The organism is Pseudomonas sp. LAIL14HWK12:I1, from assembly GCF_003202095.1.
GTDB classification, from domain to species: Bacteria; Pseudomonadota; Gammaproteobacteria; order Pseudomonadales; family Pseudomonadaceae; genus Aquipseudomonas; species Aquipseudomonas monteilii.
In genome coordinates this window covers 211,989-227,659 of sequence record NZ_QJKG01000007.1, presented here as the reverse complement: position 1 = coordinate 227,659, position 15,671 = coordinate 211,989, and the positions used below count along the sequence as shown (strand labels likewise).

Genomic DNA, 15,671 nt, shown 5'->3' with positions numbered 1-15,671 from the left:
CGCCCATGGACACCCTGCCGTACGCACCGCTATTCGGCACCCTCGCACTGGCCCTGTTGTGGTCAGCACTGTTCACTGCCGTGGATGCCGCCCGCCTGCAGCTCAATGGCTCGCTGCGCAGCCACGAAGACGGCATGCACGCCCTGCCGGCCCAGGCCCTGGTGCTGTGTGCCAGCCTTGGCAAGCTGCTGGTGCTAGGCCTGGCCTGCCTGCTGGGTCAGCGTCATAGCGGCGAGCACGGCTTCTGGCTGGCGGGGTTGGCCGCTACCTTCACCTTGCTGGTATTTGCCGAGTACCTGCCACGGCGGCTGGCCCGGCGCAACCCGCAGGCGTTCGTCAGCCTTGGTGCCAGCCTGCTGAAAGCACCCCTCGCCCTGCTGCAGCCGCTGGCCTGCCTGCTGGACGGCTTCGCCAAACTGCTGCTGCGCCCGTTCCGCGTGCAACCAACCGCAGTGGCCCTGCACCCGCAGGAAGTCGATGACTTCGACGAAGACGAAGAACACGAAACACCCCGCCACGGGCTGCTCGACGGCCTGCAATCGCTGGACAAGATCACCGTCAACGACATCCTGGTACCGCGCAATGAAGTGGACGGCATCAACCTCGACGAGCCGATCGAGCGCATCATCGAGCAGCTGATCGTCAGCCGCCATACCCGCCTGCCGGTTTACCACAACGACATCAACCAGGTTGAGGCGATCCTCAACACCAAGCTGATCAGCCACCTGCTGCCCAAGGCCGAGCTGACCCTGGAGGCGCTGCACAGCGCCTGCTACGAACCCTATTTCGTGCCGGAAAGCACGCCGCTGCAAATGCAGCTGCTGAACTTTCACAAGCAACAGCGCCGGCTGGGCGTGGTGGTGGACGAGTACGGCGAGGTGCTTGGCATTGTCACCCTGGAAGACATCCTCGAAGAGATCGTCGGTGAGTTCGAGGACGAGCAAAGCCTGGACAACCCCCATGTACACCCGCAGACCGATGGCACGTTCGTCATCGATGGCACCGCTTCGCTACGCGAAATCAACCGCACCCTGGGCTGGCACCTGCCTTGCGACGGCGGGCCGAAAACCCTCAACGGGCTGGTGACCGAGGCGCTGGAGAGCATCCCGGAAAGCGCCGTTTGCCTGAAGATCGGCCGCTATCGCCTGGAAATCCTCGAAACGGAGGACAATTGTGCCAGCAAGGTACTGGTGTGGACCGTGACCCGATAGCTATACTCGGGTCACGCTTACCCAGCCCCGCCGTCCCGCCTGCTACCCGCACCCGGCGCTACACGGCCAGTCCGCTCCACTGACACGCCCTGCGGCCCTGCTTCAACACCCCGAACAGAGCCCGCCCCGCCCCTATCCCCCTTGGGCTATCGTCAGTCGGGCGCACACAACAACAAAACGCTCCGGCGTCCGCGCATCTGTGCCTGCCCTTTTGCATTGCACACCGTCGCGGGCAAAGCCCATGGAGCCGGACCAGACTGTTAGGGACCTACTTAATGACAACCAGCAGCACCTATGCCGAAGCGCCTGCCGCGCCGGTCAACTCGCCGGCACGGGTGGCCACAGCCAGCTTTATCGGCACCGCCATCGAGTTCTACGACTTTTACGTTTACGCCACCGCCGCTGCCCTGGTGATCGGCCCGGTGTTCTTCCCGTCGGGGTCGGGCACTGCGCAGATGCTGGCGGCGTTCCTCACCTTTGGTATTGCCTTCCTTGCCCGCCCATTGGGCTCGGCGCTGTTCGGCCATTTCGGCGACCGCATCGGCCGTAAATCAACCTTGGTCGCGTCGCTGCTGCTGATGGGTGTGTCCACCACGGCCATTGGCGTGCTGCCAGGCTATGACAGCATCGGCGTGTGGGCGCCGATCATCCTCTGCCTGCTGCGCTTTGGCCAAGGCCTGGGCCTGGGCGGCGAATGGGGTGGCGCGGCGCTGCTGGCCACCGAGAACGCCCCGGAAGGCAAGCGCGCCTGGTTCGGCATGTTCCCGCAACTTGGGCCGTCGATCGGCTTTTTGGCTGCCAACGGCCTGTTCCTGACCCTGGCCCTGCTGCTCAGCGACGAGCAGTTCCGTGAGTGGGGCTGGCGTATTCCGTTCCTGCTCAGCGCTGCGCTGGTGCTGGTGGGGCTCTATGTGCGCCTGAAGCTTGAAGAGAGCCCGGTGTTCGCCAAGGCCGTTGCCCGTCACGAGCGGGTGAAAATGCCGGTGGTCGACCTGTTCTCCAAGTACTGGGTGCCAACCCTGCTGGGCGCTGCGGCCATGGTGGTGTGCTACGCGCTGTTCTACATCTCTACAGTGTTCTCGCTGAGCTATGGCGTGACCACACTAGGCTACAGCCGCGAGACGTTCCTTGGCCTGCTGTGCTTCGCGGTGGTGTTCATGGCCTTGGCCACGCCCCTGTCGGCCTGGCTCAGCGACCGTTACGGGCGTAAGCCGGTGCTAATCGTCGGTGGCCTGCTGGCGGTAGCGTCGGGCTTTACCATGGAGCCGCTGCTGACCTCGGGCTCGACCACGGGCGTAGCGCTGTTCCTGGCCATCGAACTGTTCCTGATGGGCGTGACCTTTGCGCCAATGGGGGCACTGCTGCCTGAACTGTTCCCGACCCACGTGCGGTATACCGGCGCTTCGGCGGCGTATAACCTGGGCGGGATTGTCGGGGCCTCGGCGGCACCGTTCTTTGCCCAGAAGCTGGTGAGCATGGGTGGGTTGAGCTGGGTGGGAGGGTATGTGTCGGCGGCGGCGGTGATCAGCCTGATTGCCGTGTTGTGCCTGAAAGAGACGCGCAATACCGAACTGTAAACAAATGGGGCCGCGTTGCGGCCCCAATCGGATCAGAACTCGACCTTGACCGCTTGCGATGCACGGGTCGCCTTGGCCCGCGCCTGCTCTACCGACTCATCACGCGCCAGGCACACGCCCATGCGGCGGGTGCCGTTGATTTCCGGCTTGCCGAACAAGCGAATGGCGGTATCCGGCTCGCTCAGCGCTGCGCCCAGGTTGGCGAAGCTGGTCTGCTGCGACTGCCCTTCCGGCAGGATCACCGCCGAGGCCGACGGGCCAAACTGGCGCACCACCGGAATTGGCAAGCCGAGAATGGCGCGGGCATGCAAGGCAAACTGCGACAGGTCCTGGGAAATCAGGGTGACCAGGCCCGTGTCATGCGGGCGTGGCGACACTTCGCTGAACCACACCTGGTCGCCCTTCACGAACAGCTCAACACCAAACAGGCCACGACCGCCCAGGGCATCGGTGACCGCCTTGGCCACGCGTTGCGATTCGGCCAGCGCTTTCGGGCTCATGGCCTGCGGCTGCCACGATTCCTGATAATCGCCCTTCTCCTGGCGATGACCAACCGGCTCCAGGAAGGTGGTACCCCCCACATGGCGCACGGTCAGCAGGGTGATTTCGTATTCGAAGTCGATAAAGCCCTCGACGATCACCCGGCCCTTGCCAGCGCGGCCGCCTTCCTGGGCGTAGTCCCACGCCTTCTGCAAGTCGGCATCGCTGCGCAGCAGGCTCTGGCCCTTGCCCGACGAGCTCATTACTGGCTTGACCACGCACGGGTAGCCGACATCGGCCACGCCCTTGGCGAAGTCTTCATAGGTGTCGGCGAAGTGGTAGGGCGACGTTGGCAGCTCCAGCTCTTCGGCGGCGAGGCGACGAATGCCTTCGCGGTTCATGGTGAGCTGGGTGGCACGGGCAGTCGGCACCACGTTGAAGCCTTCGTTCTCCAGCTCGACCAGGGTGGCGGTGGCGATGGCTTCGATTTCCGGAACGATGTAGTGCGGTTTTTCGGCTTCGATCACGGCCCGCAGGGCCACGCCATCGAGCATGTTGACCACGTGGCTGCGGTGCGCCACCTGCATGGCCGGGGCATTGGCGTAGCGGTCGACGGCGATCACCTCGACGCCCAGGCGCTGCAGTTCGATCACCACTTCCTTGCCCAGCTCGCCACAGCCGCACAGCAGTACACGGGTCGCGGTGGGCGACAAAGGGGTTCCGATAAGGGTCATTTCAGGTCCTCGAAGGCATCCGGGGTCGCACCAGGCTTGGTACGGCCCGCTGAAAAAGGACCGCTATTCTACACCATCAGCCCGCAACGGCGGCCCGTCGGGCGCGAAATGCCATGGCCAGCCACACGGCGGTGACACCGGCAAACTTCGAGGCCATGGCGGTGCCGACTATCACCGGCGTCAGGGCGCCGATCATGCCGAAGAAGATGAAGGTATCCACCGGAATGCTCAGTGCCGAGCTCAGCCACAGGCGGTCGCGCAGCGGCCGGCGGGTGATGCTGAACACCAGCCAGTCGATCAGCTCGGAAATGAAGAACGCGGTGGCGCTGGCCAAGGCGATGGCCGGCTCCGAGGTGACGTAGGACAGCACCAGGGCCACCAGCATGGCCGCCAGGGCGCCGTGGCCGAAGCGGGTCTGCACCATGTCACGCAGGATGAACACCAGGCCGCCCCAGGCGGACCAGATGATGTCCAGGTGCGGGGCGCTAGAGAAGGCGTAGTTGATCAGCACTACGCTGCTGATGTAGGCAATCAGATAGAACATGGCGAGTCGTCTGTGGGCAAGCCCTACAGATTACCGCTGGCTTCTTCGCGGGTAAACCCGCAGGCACCGCACCACATAACCTGTGGGAGCGGGCATGCCCACAGGTTCTGCGTCAACCTACAGGATGAGGCCGGCGGCTACTGCCCGTTCATGGCAGAGCTTCAACACCGCCCGGCGCTCGTCATTGTCCATCCGCCCCCAGCGGCCAATCTCCGCCACGGTACGCTGGCACCCGGTGCAGACATCCTGCTCGTCCAGCGCACAAATGCTCACGCACGGCGAGGCTACCGGCCGCTCTACAACATCACTCATCATCAATCACCAGTTCCTGCGCATAACGCCGGGCATTATGCACATAGTGCGCGGCGCTGGCTTCGAGCATTCGCTTTTGCTGCTCGGTCAATTCACGTACCACCTTGCCCGGCGAGCCCATTACCAGCGACCCATCAGGGATTTCCTTGCCCTCGGCGATCAATGCATTGGCGCCGATGATGCAGTGCTTGCCGATGCGCGCGCCGTTGAGAATCACCGCATTGATACCGACCAGGCTGTAGTCGCCCACCGTGCAGCCATGCAGCATGGCGTTGTGGCCAACGGTCACGCCCTTGCCCAAGGTCAGCGGCGAGCCCATGTCGGTGTGCATCACCGTGCCATCCTGCACGTTGCTGCCCTCGCCAATGTCGATCAGCTCGTTATCCCCGCGCAGTACCGCGCCAAACCATACGCTGGCATCGGCCTGCAGGCGCACGTTGCCAATCAGTGTGGCGTTGGGTGCGGCCCAACTGGTGGGGTGGCTCTCGACCCGCAGGTCGCCCAGGCGGTATTTCATGCTTGCTCCTCAGGCTGGAACGCAGACGGCGGGGTTGGCCCCGCTCAGTTTTCGATGTAACGCTCAGGGGGGTGGTGCAGGCTGATGCCGGCATCGAACAACACGTTGACCAGTTCCACGATCATGATCGCCGACAACCCCCAGATCTTGTATTCGCCATAACGGTAGCTGGGCACATACCAGCTGCGCCCCTGGTAATCGATACGGTGGGTATGGTCGCGCGGGTCCTGGCGGAAGAATTCCAGCGGCACGGTGAATACTGCCGCGATTTCGGCGTCGTTGGCGCGGTATTCGACGAAGTCGGGAATAACCCCGACGAATGGCGTCACTTTGAGGCCGTGCAGCGAAATCAGCGGGCTGAGCGGGCCGATCACTTCCACCAGCCCCGGCGGCAGGCCGATTTCTTCTTCGGCTTCACGGAGCGCGGTGAACACCAGGTCCGGGTCTTCCGGGTCGCGACGGCCACCGGGAAAGGCCACTTCGCCACCATGTGTGGACAGGCCCTTGGCGCGCAAGGTAAGGACCAGTTCGGGCGCTTCGCTGCGGGTAATGGGCAAAAGAACCGCCGCTTCAGGAAACCGCCGGTCGGTTTCCAATGATGCGGGTTGGTGGTTGCTCATTCGGCGAAGTAGCTCGTCCAGCATTGCGCACACTCGTATCCAAGGCCTGCCTTGCATGATGCACCAAAGCCGCGAAGCACCCAAGCCCCTGCGCTTGCGGCGGCCTTGCCGGCGCGCCAAGATAGCCCCAAGCAAAAGGACCTACACATGAAATTCTGCAGCGCGTGCGGCCAGCCGGTCATACAGCAGATCCCCGAAGGCGACAGCCGCCTGCGGTATGTCTGCGAGTCTTGCCAGACCATCCACTACCAGAACCCCAACATCGTTGCTGGCGTGTTGCCAACCTGGGGCAGCCAGGTGCTGTTGTGCCGGCGTGCCATCGAGCCCCGCCGGGGCTATTGGACCTTGCCCGCCGGCTTCATGGAGAACGGCGAAACCCTCGACCAGGCCGCCCGTCGCGAAACTGTCGAGGAAGCCTGCGCCCGGGTCGGGTCGATGAGCCTGTACCAACTGTTCGATTTGCCGCACATCAACCAGGTGCACGTGTTCTTCCGCGCCGAGCTGGCGGACCTTGCCTTTGATGTGGGTGTCGAAAGCCTGGAGGTGCGCTTGTTCGAAGAACATGAGGTACCGTGGGGCGAGCTGGCTTTTCGCACCGTCACGCGCACACTAGAATGCTACTATCGCGACCGCATCGGGTATCACTACCCCATTGGCCATGAGTACCTGCCGCCGATGAACGTCTCGACCACGACCTCTACATAGAAAAGCCTTCAGGGATACCGTTACATGCGTTGGTTGCTTGCCCTTTTCTGCCTTTGCGTTACCTCGGTGTCCCAGGCGGCCTTCACCGAGACCATCATCCGCAAGCCCGTACCGGCAGCGCAAACGCCTTCGCCTTCGCAGCAGGCCATGCAACCGCTGATCGACAAGGTGCTGGTGATCAAGTCCGAGCGCCGCCTGCAGCTGATCAGCCGTGGCGAGCCGCTGAAAACCTACCGCATTTCCCTGGGCAAGCAGCCCAAGGGCGCCAAAGAGCGCGAAGGCGACAAAAAAACCCCCGAAGGCCTGTACTGGCTGGACTGGCGCAAGCAAAGCGACCGCTTCAACCTGGCCATGCACATCAATTACCCGAACGTCAGCGACGCCGCCCGTGCCACCCGCGAAGGGGTGAGTGCCGGCAGCATGATCATGATCCACGGCACGCCGATCAACGACGAATACCCGGAATGGTACTTCCATACCCTGGACTGGACCGATGGCTGCATTGCCATGCGTAACCGTGACATGCAGGAAGTGTGGGACCTGGTGCGGGATGGGACGTTGATCGAGATTCGGCCTTAGCCCTACAAGCAAGTACCCGCTTCGACAGGTTTACCAGCGCAAGTCGCGTTGCCCTGCCAACGCCTGCGGCCCCAGCCACTGCGCCCCCCGCAACAAGGGCGTCAACGCAGCCTCCGGTTGCAACTCGAATACCAGCTGCGCCCGACGACCTGGCAGGTCAGCATCCACCGCCAACTGATGCTGCCCCTGCTGCGCCAGTTGGCCACGCAGGCGCCAGCCACTGCGGCAGTCCATTTCCAGCCAGCCCTGCCCCAGGCCCAGCGACCAGGGTTGGCTCAGTGCCAGATCACTCACTGTTACGCGGCCTTCGCTGGCCAGGCACCGGCGCCCTACCCCGTTCAGGTGCACTGCGCCCTGCCACTGCCCGGCCAGGCGGTAATCAGCCGCCACCGTAGCCTGAGGCCCCATGGCCGCTGCTTCCAGCCGCCAACGCCAAGGCCAGCCTTCGGCACGCAGCTGCCAGGCTTGCCCTTGGAACCCCAGCTGCGCAGTGGCCTGCATGCGCCAAGGCTCCACCGACCAACGCAATGGCCCGACTGGCCCCAACTGTTGTGCGTGACCTTGCCACAGGCTGCCACGGGCATCCTGCATTGGCAGGCCGAGCCCGCGCGCCACCCAGCTAGCAGGTGGTTCCACCAGCAGTGTCACGGCGAACACGAGCAGTACCCACGCCGCAGCTTTACGGCTCATGGCTGCACCACCAGATCGAAGCGCAACACCTTGCCATCCTGCTCAAGCCCCCATTGCAGCGGCTGTACGCCTTCGGTGCGCAGAGCCTGCAACCAGTCTTGCAGCGCCCGCTCATCGGCCACCTGCCCGCGCAGGTGCCAGGTTTTGCCTTGTTCATCGACCTCGGCCAGCGCCACCCGCCGCGCCTCGGCCGACTGCTTCAAACGCTCCATGCTCAAGCCAGGGCCACCCTGCAAACTGGCGGCTTGTGCAGCCAACCCTTGCCACTGACTGAGTTCGCGCCATTGCGCCAAGCCACCGCGCAGGCCCAGGAAGGCCAGCAACACGGCAATCAACAACCAGGCGAACTTCAACCGATGACGTTGCATCCAGTCGCGGCTCATACGGCTGCTCCCAAGTCGAAGATCACTTCGCCACTTAGCACCTGCACGGCGGCGCCAGCTGCGCTGGCCATGTCTTGCCAAGGTGGCGCGGCCCCCTCGCCCGCCAACCGCACGCGCCAGCGCTGGCCATCGAAGCGCACGGCTTGCAGGCGCCAGCCGGGGTGATCCCGCAGCCACGCCTGCAACGTTGCCTGCAAGTCTTCGAGCTGGCGTGTGCGCACTTGCTGTTGCAATCCACTTTCACGCAGGCGCTTGAGGGCCTGAGCGGCATGCCGTGGGCTGGCCTGTTCGCCTGTCACGGCAATGACCTGGGCCCGCCAGAGTTGCGCCTGGCGCCATTGCTGGCTCAACCACAGGCTGCCCCATACAGTCGCCAGTACCAGGCAAGCAGCCAACAGCCGTTGCTGCGGACGCGAAACGGCAGGCAATGAAGGTGTCTTGCGGCCACGCTCGAACAAGCCAGGCAGCGAAGTGAGGGGCGCCAGCGCACTTGGCCAGTCGCCACTCAGTGGCACCTTTTGCAGGTGTGCCCAAGGTTGCTGCGGCATTTCTTCCAGTACATCCGGCCACGCCAGCCAGTGTTCCTGTTCGTCTTCGCCCAACCCTTTGTACAAGGACATGCCGGGTGGGCGCTGCCAGTGCCAGGCAGTGCCTGCTTCTAACGCAGGTAGCAACTGCAGCTCTGCCCAGCAACGCTCCACTTGCAGGCCCCATGCGGCACACTGCCCGCGCCAGCCCTCCAGTTTCTGGCGTGCCACAACCAGCAGACGAAGGTGCCCGGGTTCTCGGGCCAGGCAGGCACAGGCCACTTCGTCCGGCGGTTGCAGCAAGCAGTCCTCAAGCAGCAACGACCACTCTTCACGCTTGAGCCCCGGTGGAGCCGGTACGCGGAAGCAGCTGCACGCCTCGGCAGGCAGAATCAGTGCAACCCGGGCTTGCAGGTTCGCCGGTGGCTCACCCTGCCCTTGGCGCTGCACGACGCCGCCCTCGGTCAGTGCCCAGTGCCAGACAACGCCGGGGCGCAGCAACAACCACGGCTGAGCCGGCGTTCGTCGCCGCCATTCAAATTTCATGAGTGCCCCCACGGGAGGGCGAAAGTGCAGACATAGGGTGCTCCATCACGCTGCAATTCCAGGCGCACACCACGGCCGGGATGCGCGGGCTGGTCAGAAGGCCAGGTCAGCCAGCGGCCGCCCTGGTAATAAAGGACATTCATCACGCTGACCCGGTCGAGGTGTTCGCGTTGTATCCAGCGCGGGGCGGCGGCCGCGTACAGGTCGGCCGAGCTTTCCAGCAGCAGGCGTTGATCGCGGGCCTCAAAGCGCAAGCGTTGGCGCTGCAGGCGCGATCCGCCCTCGGCCTCTGGCAGGCCGGTGGCGGCGACCCATTGCAATTGGTGGCTTGCCGGTTGCCAGTCCAGCCAGCGGCTGGTCAAGGGCAGGCGCTGGTCATAGACCCGGCGCAGCACCGGGCTGTCGAAGCGACGCTCCAAGGCCAGGCAAAAGTCCAGCACCGAGGTTTGTTGGCTGGTGACCTGAAGGCGTTCGCGGACCTTGAGCCAGCCGTTGACCAAAGCGGCGAGCATGATGCCGAGCAAGGCTGTCAGGGCCAGGGCGACCATCAGCTCGATCAGGGTCAAGCCAGCCTGGCGGCGCTTCATGGGCGCTCCAGAAACACGGTGTACTGGCCCAGCGGCAGGCGCTGGTCACGGTCGGCGAACAGTTGCAGCTCGCCCCGGCGCAAGTCGCGCACGCCGGTGCGGCGCAGTTGCAATTGCCAATGGCACGGCTGGCCGCCCTGGTTCAGCTCGCCGTTAGCCTGATTGGCGGCAGGCCAGAACTGCTCGACAGCGAAGCGGGTTTGCAGCTCACGCGCGCACAGCAGGCCAAGGCGATGCTGCTGCAGGTTGTCCTGCACGGCCAGGCGCTGACGCAGGACCTGGCTGGTGATCACCGCCAGCACAGCAGCGATCGCCAAGGCTACGGTCACCTCCAGCAAGGTGAAGCCACGCTGACGTTGCTTCATGGCGCCACCTGCAAGCGACCATCGCGGCCCCAGGCCCATTGCTGGCTGCCATCGGCCCAGCGCCAGATCACGCTGCCCGGCTGTGCCCAGCCATGCGGCGTGAACACCAGGCGCGGCTGCGGGCTGACGGGCCAGTCCGGGTGCAGGCCTTTGGGCCAGTCGCCCACCGCAACGGCTTCGACGACCCAGGCATTGCCCTCGCGCCGCACAAACTCCGGACGCGGGCCATTCCAGCGCAGCCCGCGCAGTTGCCCGGTATGTCGGGCCAACGCGGCCTGCGCTCGGGTTTCGGCCGCCAGGCGCTGCAACGCCTGGTCGACATTGGCTTGACCGCTGCCAAGCCCCGCCACCGCCAGGCCCGTCATCAGGCCGGCGATGGCCAGCACCACCAGCAATTCGATCAGGCTGAAGCCCCGCTGACGGCGCACCTTTACAGTTCCCAGTTACCCAGGTCGGCATCCTGGCCTTCCCCCCCGGGCAGGCCGTCCGCGCCCAGCGAGTAAACATCCACCCGACCATGTTCACCGGGCATGCGGTACTGGTACGGAGTGCCCCACGGGTCTTCCGGCAGGCGGCGCACATAACCGTCGTTGCGCCAGGCCCGTGGCAGTGGTTCCTGGCTCGGCTTTTTCACCAGTGCGGCCAGGCCCTGCTCGCTGCTGGGGAAACGCAGGTTATCCAACCGGTACATGTCCAGCGCCTGCTCCAGGGTGGCCAGGTCGGCCATCACTTTCTGTTTCATGGCCTTGTCCTGGTTGCCCAGCACGCTGGGCGCGACCACGGCGATGAGCAGGCCGATGATGAAGATCACCACCATGATTTCCATGAGGGTGAAACCGCGCTGGCGGTTGCGTCGATGCAGCATGGCAAAACTCCTTGTCGTCACAGTTGCAGGCCCTGGTTGAGTTGCATGATCGGCAGCAGCACCGCCAGCACGATGAACAGCACCACTGCGCCCATCACCAGGATCATCAGGGGTTCGAACAGCGCCATGGCGGTATCCACCTGGCGGGCAAAGCCGCGCTCCTGGTCGTCGGCCACGCGTTCGAGCATGTCGGCCAGGGTGCCGCTGGCCTCGCCGCTGCCGACCATGTTCACCAGTAGCGGCGGGAATTGCTGGCTGGCATCCAGCGCTCGGTGCAGGCTGGTGCCGCCCTGCACTTGCTGGCGCACCTGCTCCATGGCCAGCCGGATGCGCCGGTTGCCGACGGTTTCGGTGGCTACTTGCAAGGCTTCGAGCAGGGCCACGCCACTGCCACTGAGAATCGCCAGACTGCGCGCCAGGCGGGCGCTTTCCAGCACCTGCAGCAGGCTGCCGATGCGCGGCAGGCGCAGCAGCAACTGGTCGCGGCGCAAGCACCAATGCGGCTTGCGCAGCAACCAGCCGCCGAGCACGCCAAGCATCAACGCTACCCCCAACAACCACGGCCCGGCGTGTACCAGCCCCTGGCTCAGGCCGATCAGCAGCGAGGTGATCAGCGGCAGGCTTTGCCCCGCGTGGGCGAATTGTTCGGTGAGTTTGGGCACGACGAAGGTCATCAGGCCGACGACCACGGCAAGTGACACACCCATCAATACGGTGGGGTAGATCAGCGCAGTACGGGCTTTGTGCTGCTGGCGCTGTACCTGCTCCAGGTGGTCGGCCAAACGTGTAAGCACCTGTGCCAGGCGCCCGGAACGCTCGCCGGCCTCGACCAGTGCGCAATACAAACCCGTGAACGGCGCCCCCTGGCGCGCCAGGCTGCGGGCCAGGCCCAGGCCTTCGGCGAGCGATCCACGCAGGGCCACCAGCACACTGTGCAGGGCGGGCTGGCGCAGTTGGCGTTCAAGGGTACCCAGCGCATCGACCAAGGGGATGCCAGCCCCGATAAGGGTCGCCAGCTGGCGGGTCAGTTCACAGAGCTGGGCGCGGCTTAAACGCTGGCGCCTGGCTTGCCGGGCTCCGGCTTCCTGGCGCTGCAACTGTCGGGCGAACAGGCCCTGCTCGCGCAACAACTGGCGTGCATGGCGCTCGCTGTCGGCTTGCAGGCTGGCTTTGTGCGCTTTGCCGGCGAGGTCGACGGCCTGGTAGCGATACGTCGGCATGCCTTAACCCTGCACCACACGCAGCACTTCGGCCAGGCTGGTCTCGCCACGGGCAAGGCAATCACTGGCCATCGCCACCAGGCTCTGGCGACGCTCGGCCAGGTAATCCTGCATGGCCAGTTCACTGGCGCCGTCGTAGAGCAGACCAATCAACCCGGCATCCAGCTCGATGAATTCGTACAGGCCCAGGCGCCCGACATAACCGCTGCCCTGGCACTGTTCGCAGCCCACCGCGTGGTAGCTGCTGCCCAGTGCCGCCAGTTCTGGCCACAGCTCACGCTCGGCAGGTTGCAGCGGGTACGACACGGCGCAACGGCACAAGCGCCGTACCAGGCGCTGGGCCAGCACACCACGCAGGCACGAGGCGATCAGGAACGGCTCGATGCCCATGTCGCGCAGACGGGTTACTGCCCCCACGGCGCTGTTGGTGTGCAGGGTGGACAGCACCAGATGGCCGGTGAGGCTGGCCTGTACCGCGATCTGCGCGGTTTCCTGGTCGCGGATTTCACCGAGCATGATCACGTCCGGGTCCTGGCGCAGGATGGCGCGCAGGCCACTGGCAAACGTCAGCCCGGCACGTGGGTTTATGGCTGTCTGGCCAATGCCGGCAATGGCGTATTCGACGGGGTCTTCGACCGTGAGGATATTGCGGCTGCCGTCGTTGAGGCTATTGAGGCTGGCGTACAGGGTGGTGGTCTTGCCCGAGCCGGTCGGGCCAGTGGACAGCACGATGCCATTGGGACGCGCCAGGCAACTGCGCAGGCCCTGTAACACGGCGGGCGGCATGCCCAGGTTATCCAGCGCCAGCAGGCTGGCCTGCTTGTCGAGCACGCGCATGACCACCCGCTCGCCATGAATGCCGGGCAAGGTCGAAACCCGTACATCCACTTCACGGCCTGCTGCACGCAAGGTGATACGGCCGTCCTGGGGCTGGCGCTTTTCGGCGATGTCCAGGCGCGCCATGACCTTGATCCGCGACACCAGCATGGCCGACAGCGCTCGCGGTGGGCGCAACACTTCACGCAGGTGCCCATCGATCCGCAGGCGCACCACCAGGCTCTGCTCGAAGGTTTCGATATGGATGTCCGAGGCGCGCAGGCGCAGCGCCTGGCCAAACAGGCCATTGATAAGACGGATGACCGGGGCTTCGTCATCGCTTTCCAGCAGGTCTTCGATACGCGGCATCTCGCTCATCAGGCTGTCCAGGTCGACCTGGTCACCAATGCCTTCGATCAGCGCTTCAGTGGCGGCATCACCCACCTCATACAACTGGCCCAGGCGCTCGTCGAACACGGCCGGTTCCAGATATTCCAGCGCACTGGGCTGGCCATGTACACGCAGCAGCTCCTGCAACTGGGCGCTGTCGGCATCGCGCCGTAGCCACAGCTGCCAGCCCTCGGCCGCCGGGACCATGGCCACCCCGCTTTGCCGTGCCTGGCGATAAGGCAGCATCACCAGTCACCGCCTTCCAGGCGCGCGCGGCTGGCGGGGAATACCTGCAACAAAGGGGTGCCCTCGGTCAGGTCCGGCAGTTGCAGCGGCGTGGTCTGCTGCAAGGTGCGGTACTTGTCTTCGCTAAGCCCGGCCAGGCTTGGCCCGTCCCGCAAGATGCGCGGGCGGATGAACACCATCAGGTTCTGCTTGGTGTTTTTGGTGGCGTCGGAACGGAACAGCCGGCCCAGGTAAGGGATGTCACCGAGCAGCGGCACGCGCTGGTTGCTGGTGCTCAGTTCGTCGCTGATCAGGCCGCCGAGGATCACCAGGCCGTTGTCCTCGACCATGACCTTGGTCTTGATCTCGCGCTTGTTGGTGATCACATCGCTGGCCGCGCTGGATTCGGCGATCGATGACACCTCCTGGACAATGTCCAGGCGCACGCTGTTGTCGACGTTGATCTGCGGCTTGATGCGCAGCTTCACCCCGACCTCTTTACGTTCGATGGTCTGGTACGGGTTGGCGTTGTTCTGTGTGACCGAACCGGTGACAAAGGGCACCTCCTGGCCGACCAGGATGGAGGCCTCGGCGTTGTCCAGGGTCAGCAAAGTAGGTGTGGACAGCAGGTTAAAACCACTCTTGCCCTTCAGCGCATTGACCAACATGGCGAAGTTGAACCCGCCGCCGAAATGGCCGATGCCCGCCGTGGCGCCGGTAGTGGCGGACAGCAGGTCGCCAAGCGCCTCGTTGTCGCCACTGGCAGCCGCCCCGGCGATGTTGGCGATGTTCACCCCGTTGCTGCCGAAGTTGACGATGCCGGCACCGAACTTTTCGTCGGCAAACAGCCATTGCACGCCCAGCTCCTGGGCGCTGCTATCGGACACCTCGGCAATGATCGCTTCCACCACCACCTGGGCACGGCGAATGTCCAGCTGCTCGACGATGGCGCGGTAGGCGGCCAGCTCGCTGTCTGGGCCGACCATGACCACAGCATTGGTGCCTTCTTCGTATTCAAGGCGAATGCCCGGGCCACCACTGGTAGCCACCGCGGGCCTGTCCTTACCCTCACCTTCACCCGCCCCTTCGGCCGGCACCACACCTTCCTGGCTGAGCCCCCGTAACACCTTGACCACTTCTCCGGCATTGGCATGGCGCAGGTAGATCACCTGGGTGCTGCCATTGCCAGGCGCCTCTTGCGGGCGGTCGAGCTGGCGCAGCAGGCTGGCGATGCGGTCGAGGTTACTGCGCCAGTCGGTGACCACCAACTGATGCGCTGCCGGGTACGGGGTGATCACCCCAACGCGCGGGTCGATCAGGGGTTTGAGGATACCCAGCACCTGTTCGTTGGCGGCGTTGCGCACATTGAATACACGGGTGGCCACGCTGTCGCTGCCTTCACCCTGCTGCCCGCCCGCCTCCACCGGCACCGGTTCCAGGCGCGCGGCCTGGTCGGGGACGATCTTCACGCTGCCGTTGGGCAGGTCGACAGTGGCATAGCCTTGGGCGCGCAACTGCGCGAGGAAGATGTCGTAGATGGCATCGGCGTCGTGCAGGTCGACGGTGCGCACAGTGACCTTACCCTTTACCCGGGGGTCGACGATGAACGTCGTGCCGGTGATACGCGACACGCTGTCGATGAACTCGCCCAGTTCGGTGTCGACGAAGTTCACCTCGTACATGGGCGTCCCGTTGTCATCGAACACCGGCTCTTCGGCGCAGGCCAAGGACAGCACCAGGCTCAGCGCAGCAGCCACGCAGTATCTAACAGGCATCGT

19 protein-coding genes are annotated in these 15,671 nt (G+C 64.7%); 4 read left to right on the top strand and 15 right to left on the bottom strand.

What is annotated here, in order from left to right; translation table 11 throughout:
• Positions 1-5: 5 nt before the first annotated feature.
• Both D906_RS18780 and D906_RS18775 read left to right on the top strand, forming a co-directional pair.
• Complete coding sequence (locus D906_RS18780; RefSeq protein ID WP_019098709.1) at positions 6-1,211, top strand: transporter associated domain-containing protein; 1,206 nt, start codon at positions 6-8, stop codon at positions 1,209-1,211.
• Between the two features lie 275 nt (positions 1,212-1,486).
• Entirely contained in the window at positions 1,487-2,788 is a 1,302-nt protein-coding gene (locus D906_RS18775; RefSeq protein ID WP_016713003.1) for an MFS transporter, read from the top strand.
• Between the two features lie 32 nt (positions 2,789-2,820).
• On the opposite strand, the gene purT is transcribed toward D906_RS18775, so the two are convergent.
• The 5 genes from purT to D906_RS18750 all read right to left on the bottom strand — a co-directional run bounded on the left by purT (position 2,821) and on the right by D906_RS18750 (position 6,019).
• Complete coding sequence (gene purT / locus D906_RS18770) at positions 2,821-4,002, bottom strand: formate-dependent phosphoribosylglycinamide formyltransferase (RefSeq protein WP_027615501.1); 1,182 nt, start codon at positions 4,000-4,002, stop codon at positions 2,821-2,823.
• 76 nt (positions 4,003-4,078) lie between these two features.
• A complete protein-coding gene (locus tag D906_RS18765; RefSeq protein ID WP_027615500.1) occupies positions 4,079-4,546 on the bottom strand; it encodes a VUT family protein in 468 nt (155 codons plus the stop codon).
• A 117-nt stretch (positions 4,547-4,663) separates the two neighbouring features.
• Complete coding sequence (locus D906_RS18760) at positions 4,664-4,861, bottom strand: DUF1289 domain-containing protein (RefSeq protein ID WP_027609560.1); 198 nt, start codon at positions 4,859-4,861, stop codon at positions 4,664-4,666.
• Positions 4,851-5,375 carry a gamma carbonic anhydrase family protein gene (locus tag D906_RS18755; RefSeq protein ID WP_025753749.1) on the bottom strand — a complete coding sequence of 175 codons (525 nt, stop codon included), beginning with the start codon at positions 5,373-5,375 and terminating at the stop codon, positions 4,851-4,853. The genes D906_RS18760 and D906_RS18755 overlap by 11 nt, the downstream gene beginning before the upstream one ends.
• Before the next feature lie 44 nt (positions 5,376-5,419).
• Positions 5,420-6,019 carry a CoA pyrophosphatase gene (locus D906_RS18750; RefSeq protein ID WP_016713008.1) on the bottom strand — a complete coding sequence of 200 codons (600 nt, stop codon included), beginning with the start codon at positions 6,017-6,019 and terminating at the stop codon, positions 5,420-5,422.
• A 123-nt stretch (positions 6,020-6,142) separates the two neighbouring features.
• On the opposite strand from D906_RS18750, the gene D906_RS18745 reads away from it, so the two are divergent.
• Both D906_RS18745 and D906_RS18740 read left to right on the top strand, forming a co-directional pair.
• Entirely contained in the window at positions 6,143-6,700 is a 558-nt protein-coding gene (locus D906_RS18745; RefSeq protein WP_027615499.1) for an NUDIX hydrolase, read from the top strand.
• Between the two features lie 24 nt (positions 6,701-6,724).
• Positions 6,725-7,279 carry a murein L,D-transpeptidase family protein gene (locus D906_RS18740; RefSeq protein WP_016713010.1) on the top strand — a complete coding sequence of 185 codons (555 nt, stop codon included), beginning with the start codon at positions 6,725-6,727 and terminating at the stop codon, positions 7,277-7,279.
• A gap of 30 nt (positions 7,280-7,309) precedes the next feature.
• Here the strand turns inward: D906_RS18740 and D906_RS18735 are convergent, their stop codons facing one another.
• Genes D906_RS18735 through gspD form a run of 10 tightly spaced genes read right to left on the bottom strand, consistent with a single transcriptional unit; the run spans position 7,310 to position 15,668 of the window.
• On the bottom strand, positions 7,310-7,969 hold the full coding sequence (locus D906_RS18735; RefSeq protein WP_027615498.1) for a general secretion pathway protein GspN: 660 nt from the start codon (positions 7,967-7,969) through the stop codon (positions 7,310-7,312).
• On the bottom strand, positions 7,966-8,352 hold the full coding sequence (gspM, locus tag D906_RS18730) for a type II secretion system protein GspM (RefSeq protein WP_027615497.1): 387 nt from the start codon (positions 8,350-8,352) through the stop codon (positions 7,966-7,968). The genes D906_RS18735 and gspM overlap by 4 nt, the downstream gene beginning before the upstream one ends.
• Complete coding sequence (gene gspL / locus D906_RS18725; protein WP_027615496.1) at positions 8,349-9,425, bottom strand: type II secretion system protein GspL; 1,077 nt, start codon at positions 9,423-9,425, stop codon at positions 8,349-8,351. Before gspL ends, gspM begins: the two co-directional genes overlap by 4 nt.
• Positions 9,422-10,012 (bottom strand): prepilin-type N-terminal cleavage/methylation domain-containing protein, encoded by a 591-nt coding sequence (locus D906_RS18720; RefSeq protein ID WP_025753752.1) that lies wholly within the window; start codon positions 10,010-10,012, stop codon positions 9,422-9,424. The genes gspL and D906_RS18720 overlap by 4 nt, the downstream gene beginning before the upstream one ends.
• On the bottom strand, positions 10,009-10,377 hold the full coding sequence (locus D906_RS18715; protein ID WP_019098314.1) for a type II secretion system protein GspI: 369 nt from the start codon (positions 10,375-10,377) through the stop codon (positions 10,009-10,011). Before D906_RS18715 ends, D906_RS18720 begins: the two co-directional genes overlap by 4 nt.
• Complete coding sequence (gspH, locus tag D906_RS18710; protein WP_025753753.1) at positions 10,374-10,805, bottom strand: type II secretion system minor pseudopilin GspH; 432 nt, start codon at positions 10,803-10,805, stop codon at positions 10,374-10,376. Before gspH ends, D906_RS18715 begins: the two co-directional genes overlap by 4 nt.
• 2 nt (positions 10,806-10,807) lie before the next feature.
• A complete protein-coding gene (gene gspG / locus D906_RS18705; RefSeq protein WP_019098381.1) occupies positions 10,808-11,242 on the bottom strand; it encodes a type II secretion system major pseudopilin GspG in 435 nt (144 codons plus the stop codon).
• Positions 11,243-11,259: 17 nt separating this feature from the next.
• Positions 11,260-12,462, bottom strand: coding sequence for a type II secretion system inner membrane protein GspF (gene gspF / locus D906_RS18700; RefSeq protein WP_016713018.1), 1,203 nt, complete (start codon positions 12,460-12,462; stop codon positions 11,260-11,262).
• Positions 12,463-12,465: 3 nt separating this feature from the next.
• Complete coding sequence (locus tag D906_RS18695; RefSeq protein ID WP_027615495.1) at positions 12,466-13,914, bottom strand: GspE/PulE family protein; 1,449 nt, start codon at positions 13,912-13,914, stop codon at positions 12,466-12,468.
• Positions 13,914-15,668 carry a type II secretion system secretin GspD gene (gene gspD / locus D906_RS18690; RefSeq protein WP_176431023.1) on the bottom strand — a complete coding sequence of 585 codons (1,755 nt, stop codon included), beginning with the start codon at positions 15,666-15,668 and terminating at the stop codon, positions 13,914-13,916. Before gspD ends, D906_RS18695 begins: the two co-directional genes overlap by 1 nt.
• Positions 15,669-15,671: the final 3 nt, after the last annotated feature.

Excerpts from the sequence above, each read along its gene's own strand:
- D906_RS18765 (WP_027615500.1), bottom strand. The coding sequence starts at position 4,546 with ATGTTCTATCTGATTGCCTACATCAGCAGCGTAGTGCTGATCAACTAC.
- D906_RS18735 (WP_027615498.1), bottom strand. The coding sequence starts at position 7,969 with ATGAGCCGTAAAGCTGCGGCGTGGGTACTGCTCGTGTTCGCCGTGACA.
- D906_RS18740 (WP_016713010.1), top strand. The coding sequence starts at position 6,725 with ATGCGTTGGTTGCTTGCCCTTTTCTGCCTTTGCGTTACCTCGGTGTCC.
- D906_RS18715 (WP_019098314.1), bottom strand. The coding sequence starts at position 10,377 with ATGAAGCAACGTCAGCGTGGCTTCACCTTGCTGGAGGTGACCGTAGCC.
- gspM (WP_027615497.1), bottom strand. The coding sequence starts at position 8,352 with ATGAGCCGCGACTGGATGCAACGTCATCGGTTGAAGTTCGCCTGGTTG.
- purT (WP_027615501.1), bottom strand. The coding sequence starts at position 4,002 with ATGACCCTTATCGGAACCCCTTTGTCGCCCACCGCGACCCGTGTACTG.
- D906_RS18760 (WP_027609560.1), bottom strand. The coding sequence starts at position 4,861 with ATGATGAGTGATGTTGTAGAGCGGCCGGTAGCCTCGCCGTGCGTGAGC.
- gspF (WP_016713018.1), bottom strand. The coding sequence starts at position 12,462 with ATGCCGACGTATCGCTACCAGGCCGTCGACCTCGCCGGCAAAGCGCAC.
- gspG (WP_019098381.1), bottom strand. The coding sequence starts at position 11,242 with ATGCTGCATCGACGCAACCGCCAGCGCGGTTTCACCCTCATGGAAATC.
- D906_RS18755 (WP_025753749.1), bottom strand. The coding sequence starts at position 5,375 with ATGAAATACCGCCTGGGCGACCTGCGGGTCGAGAGCCACCCCACCAGT.
- D906_RS18750 (WP_016713008.1), bottom strand. The coding sequence starts at position 6,019 with ATGCTGGACGAGCTACTTCGCCGAATGAGCAACCACCAACCCGCATCA.
- D906_RS18720 (WP_025753752.1), bottom strand. The coding sequence starts at position 10,012 with ATGAAGCGCCGCCAGGCTGGCTTGACCCTGATCGAGCTGATGGTCGCC.
- gspD (WP_176431023.1), bottom strand. The coding sequence starts at position 15,668 with ATGCCTGTTAGATACTGCGTGGCTGCTGCGCTGAGCCTGGTGCTGTCC.
- D906_RS18745 (WP_027615499.1), top strand. The coding sequence starts at position 6,143 with ATGAAATTCTGCAGCGCGTGCGGCCAGCCGGTCATACAGCAGATCCCC.
- D906_RS18775 (WP_016713003.1), top strand. The coding sequence starts at position 1,487 with ATGACAACCAGCAGCACCTATGCCGAAGCGCCTGCCGCGCCGGTCAAC.
- D906_RS18780 (WP_019098709.1), top strand. The coding sequence starts at position 6 with ATGGACACCCTGCCGTACGCACCGCTATTCGGCACCCTCGCACTGGCC.
- D906_RS18695 (WP_027615495.1), bottom strand. The coding sequence starts at position 13,914 with ATGCTGCCTTATCGCCAGGCACGGCAAAGCGGGGTGGCCATGGTCCCG.
- gspL (WP_027615496.1), bottom strand. The coding sequence starts at position 9,425 with ATGAAATTTGAATGGCGGCGACGAACGCCGGCTCAGCCGTGGTTGTTG.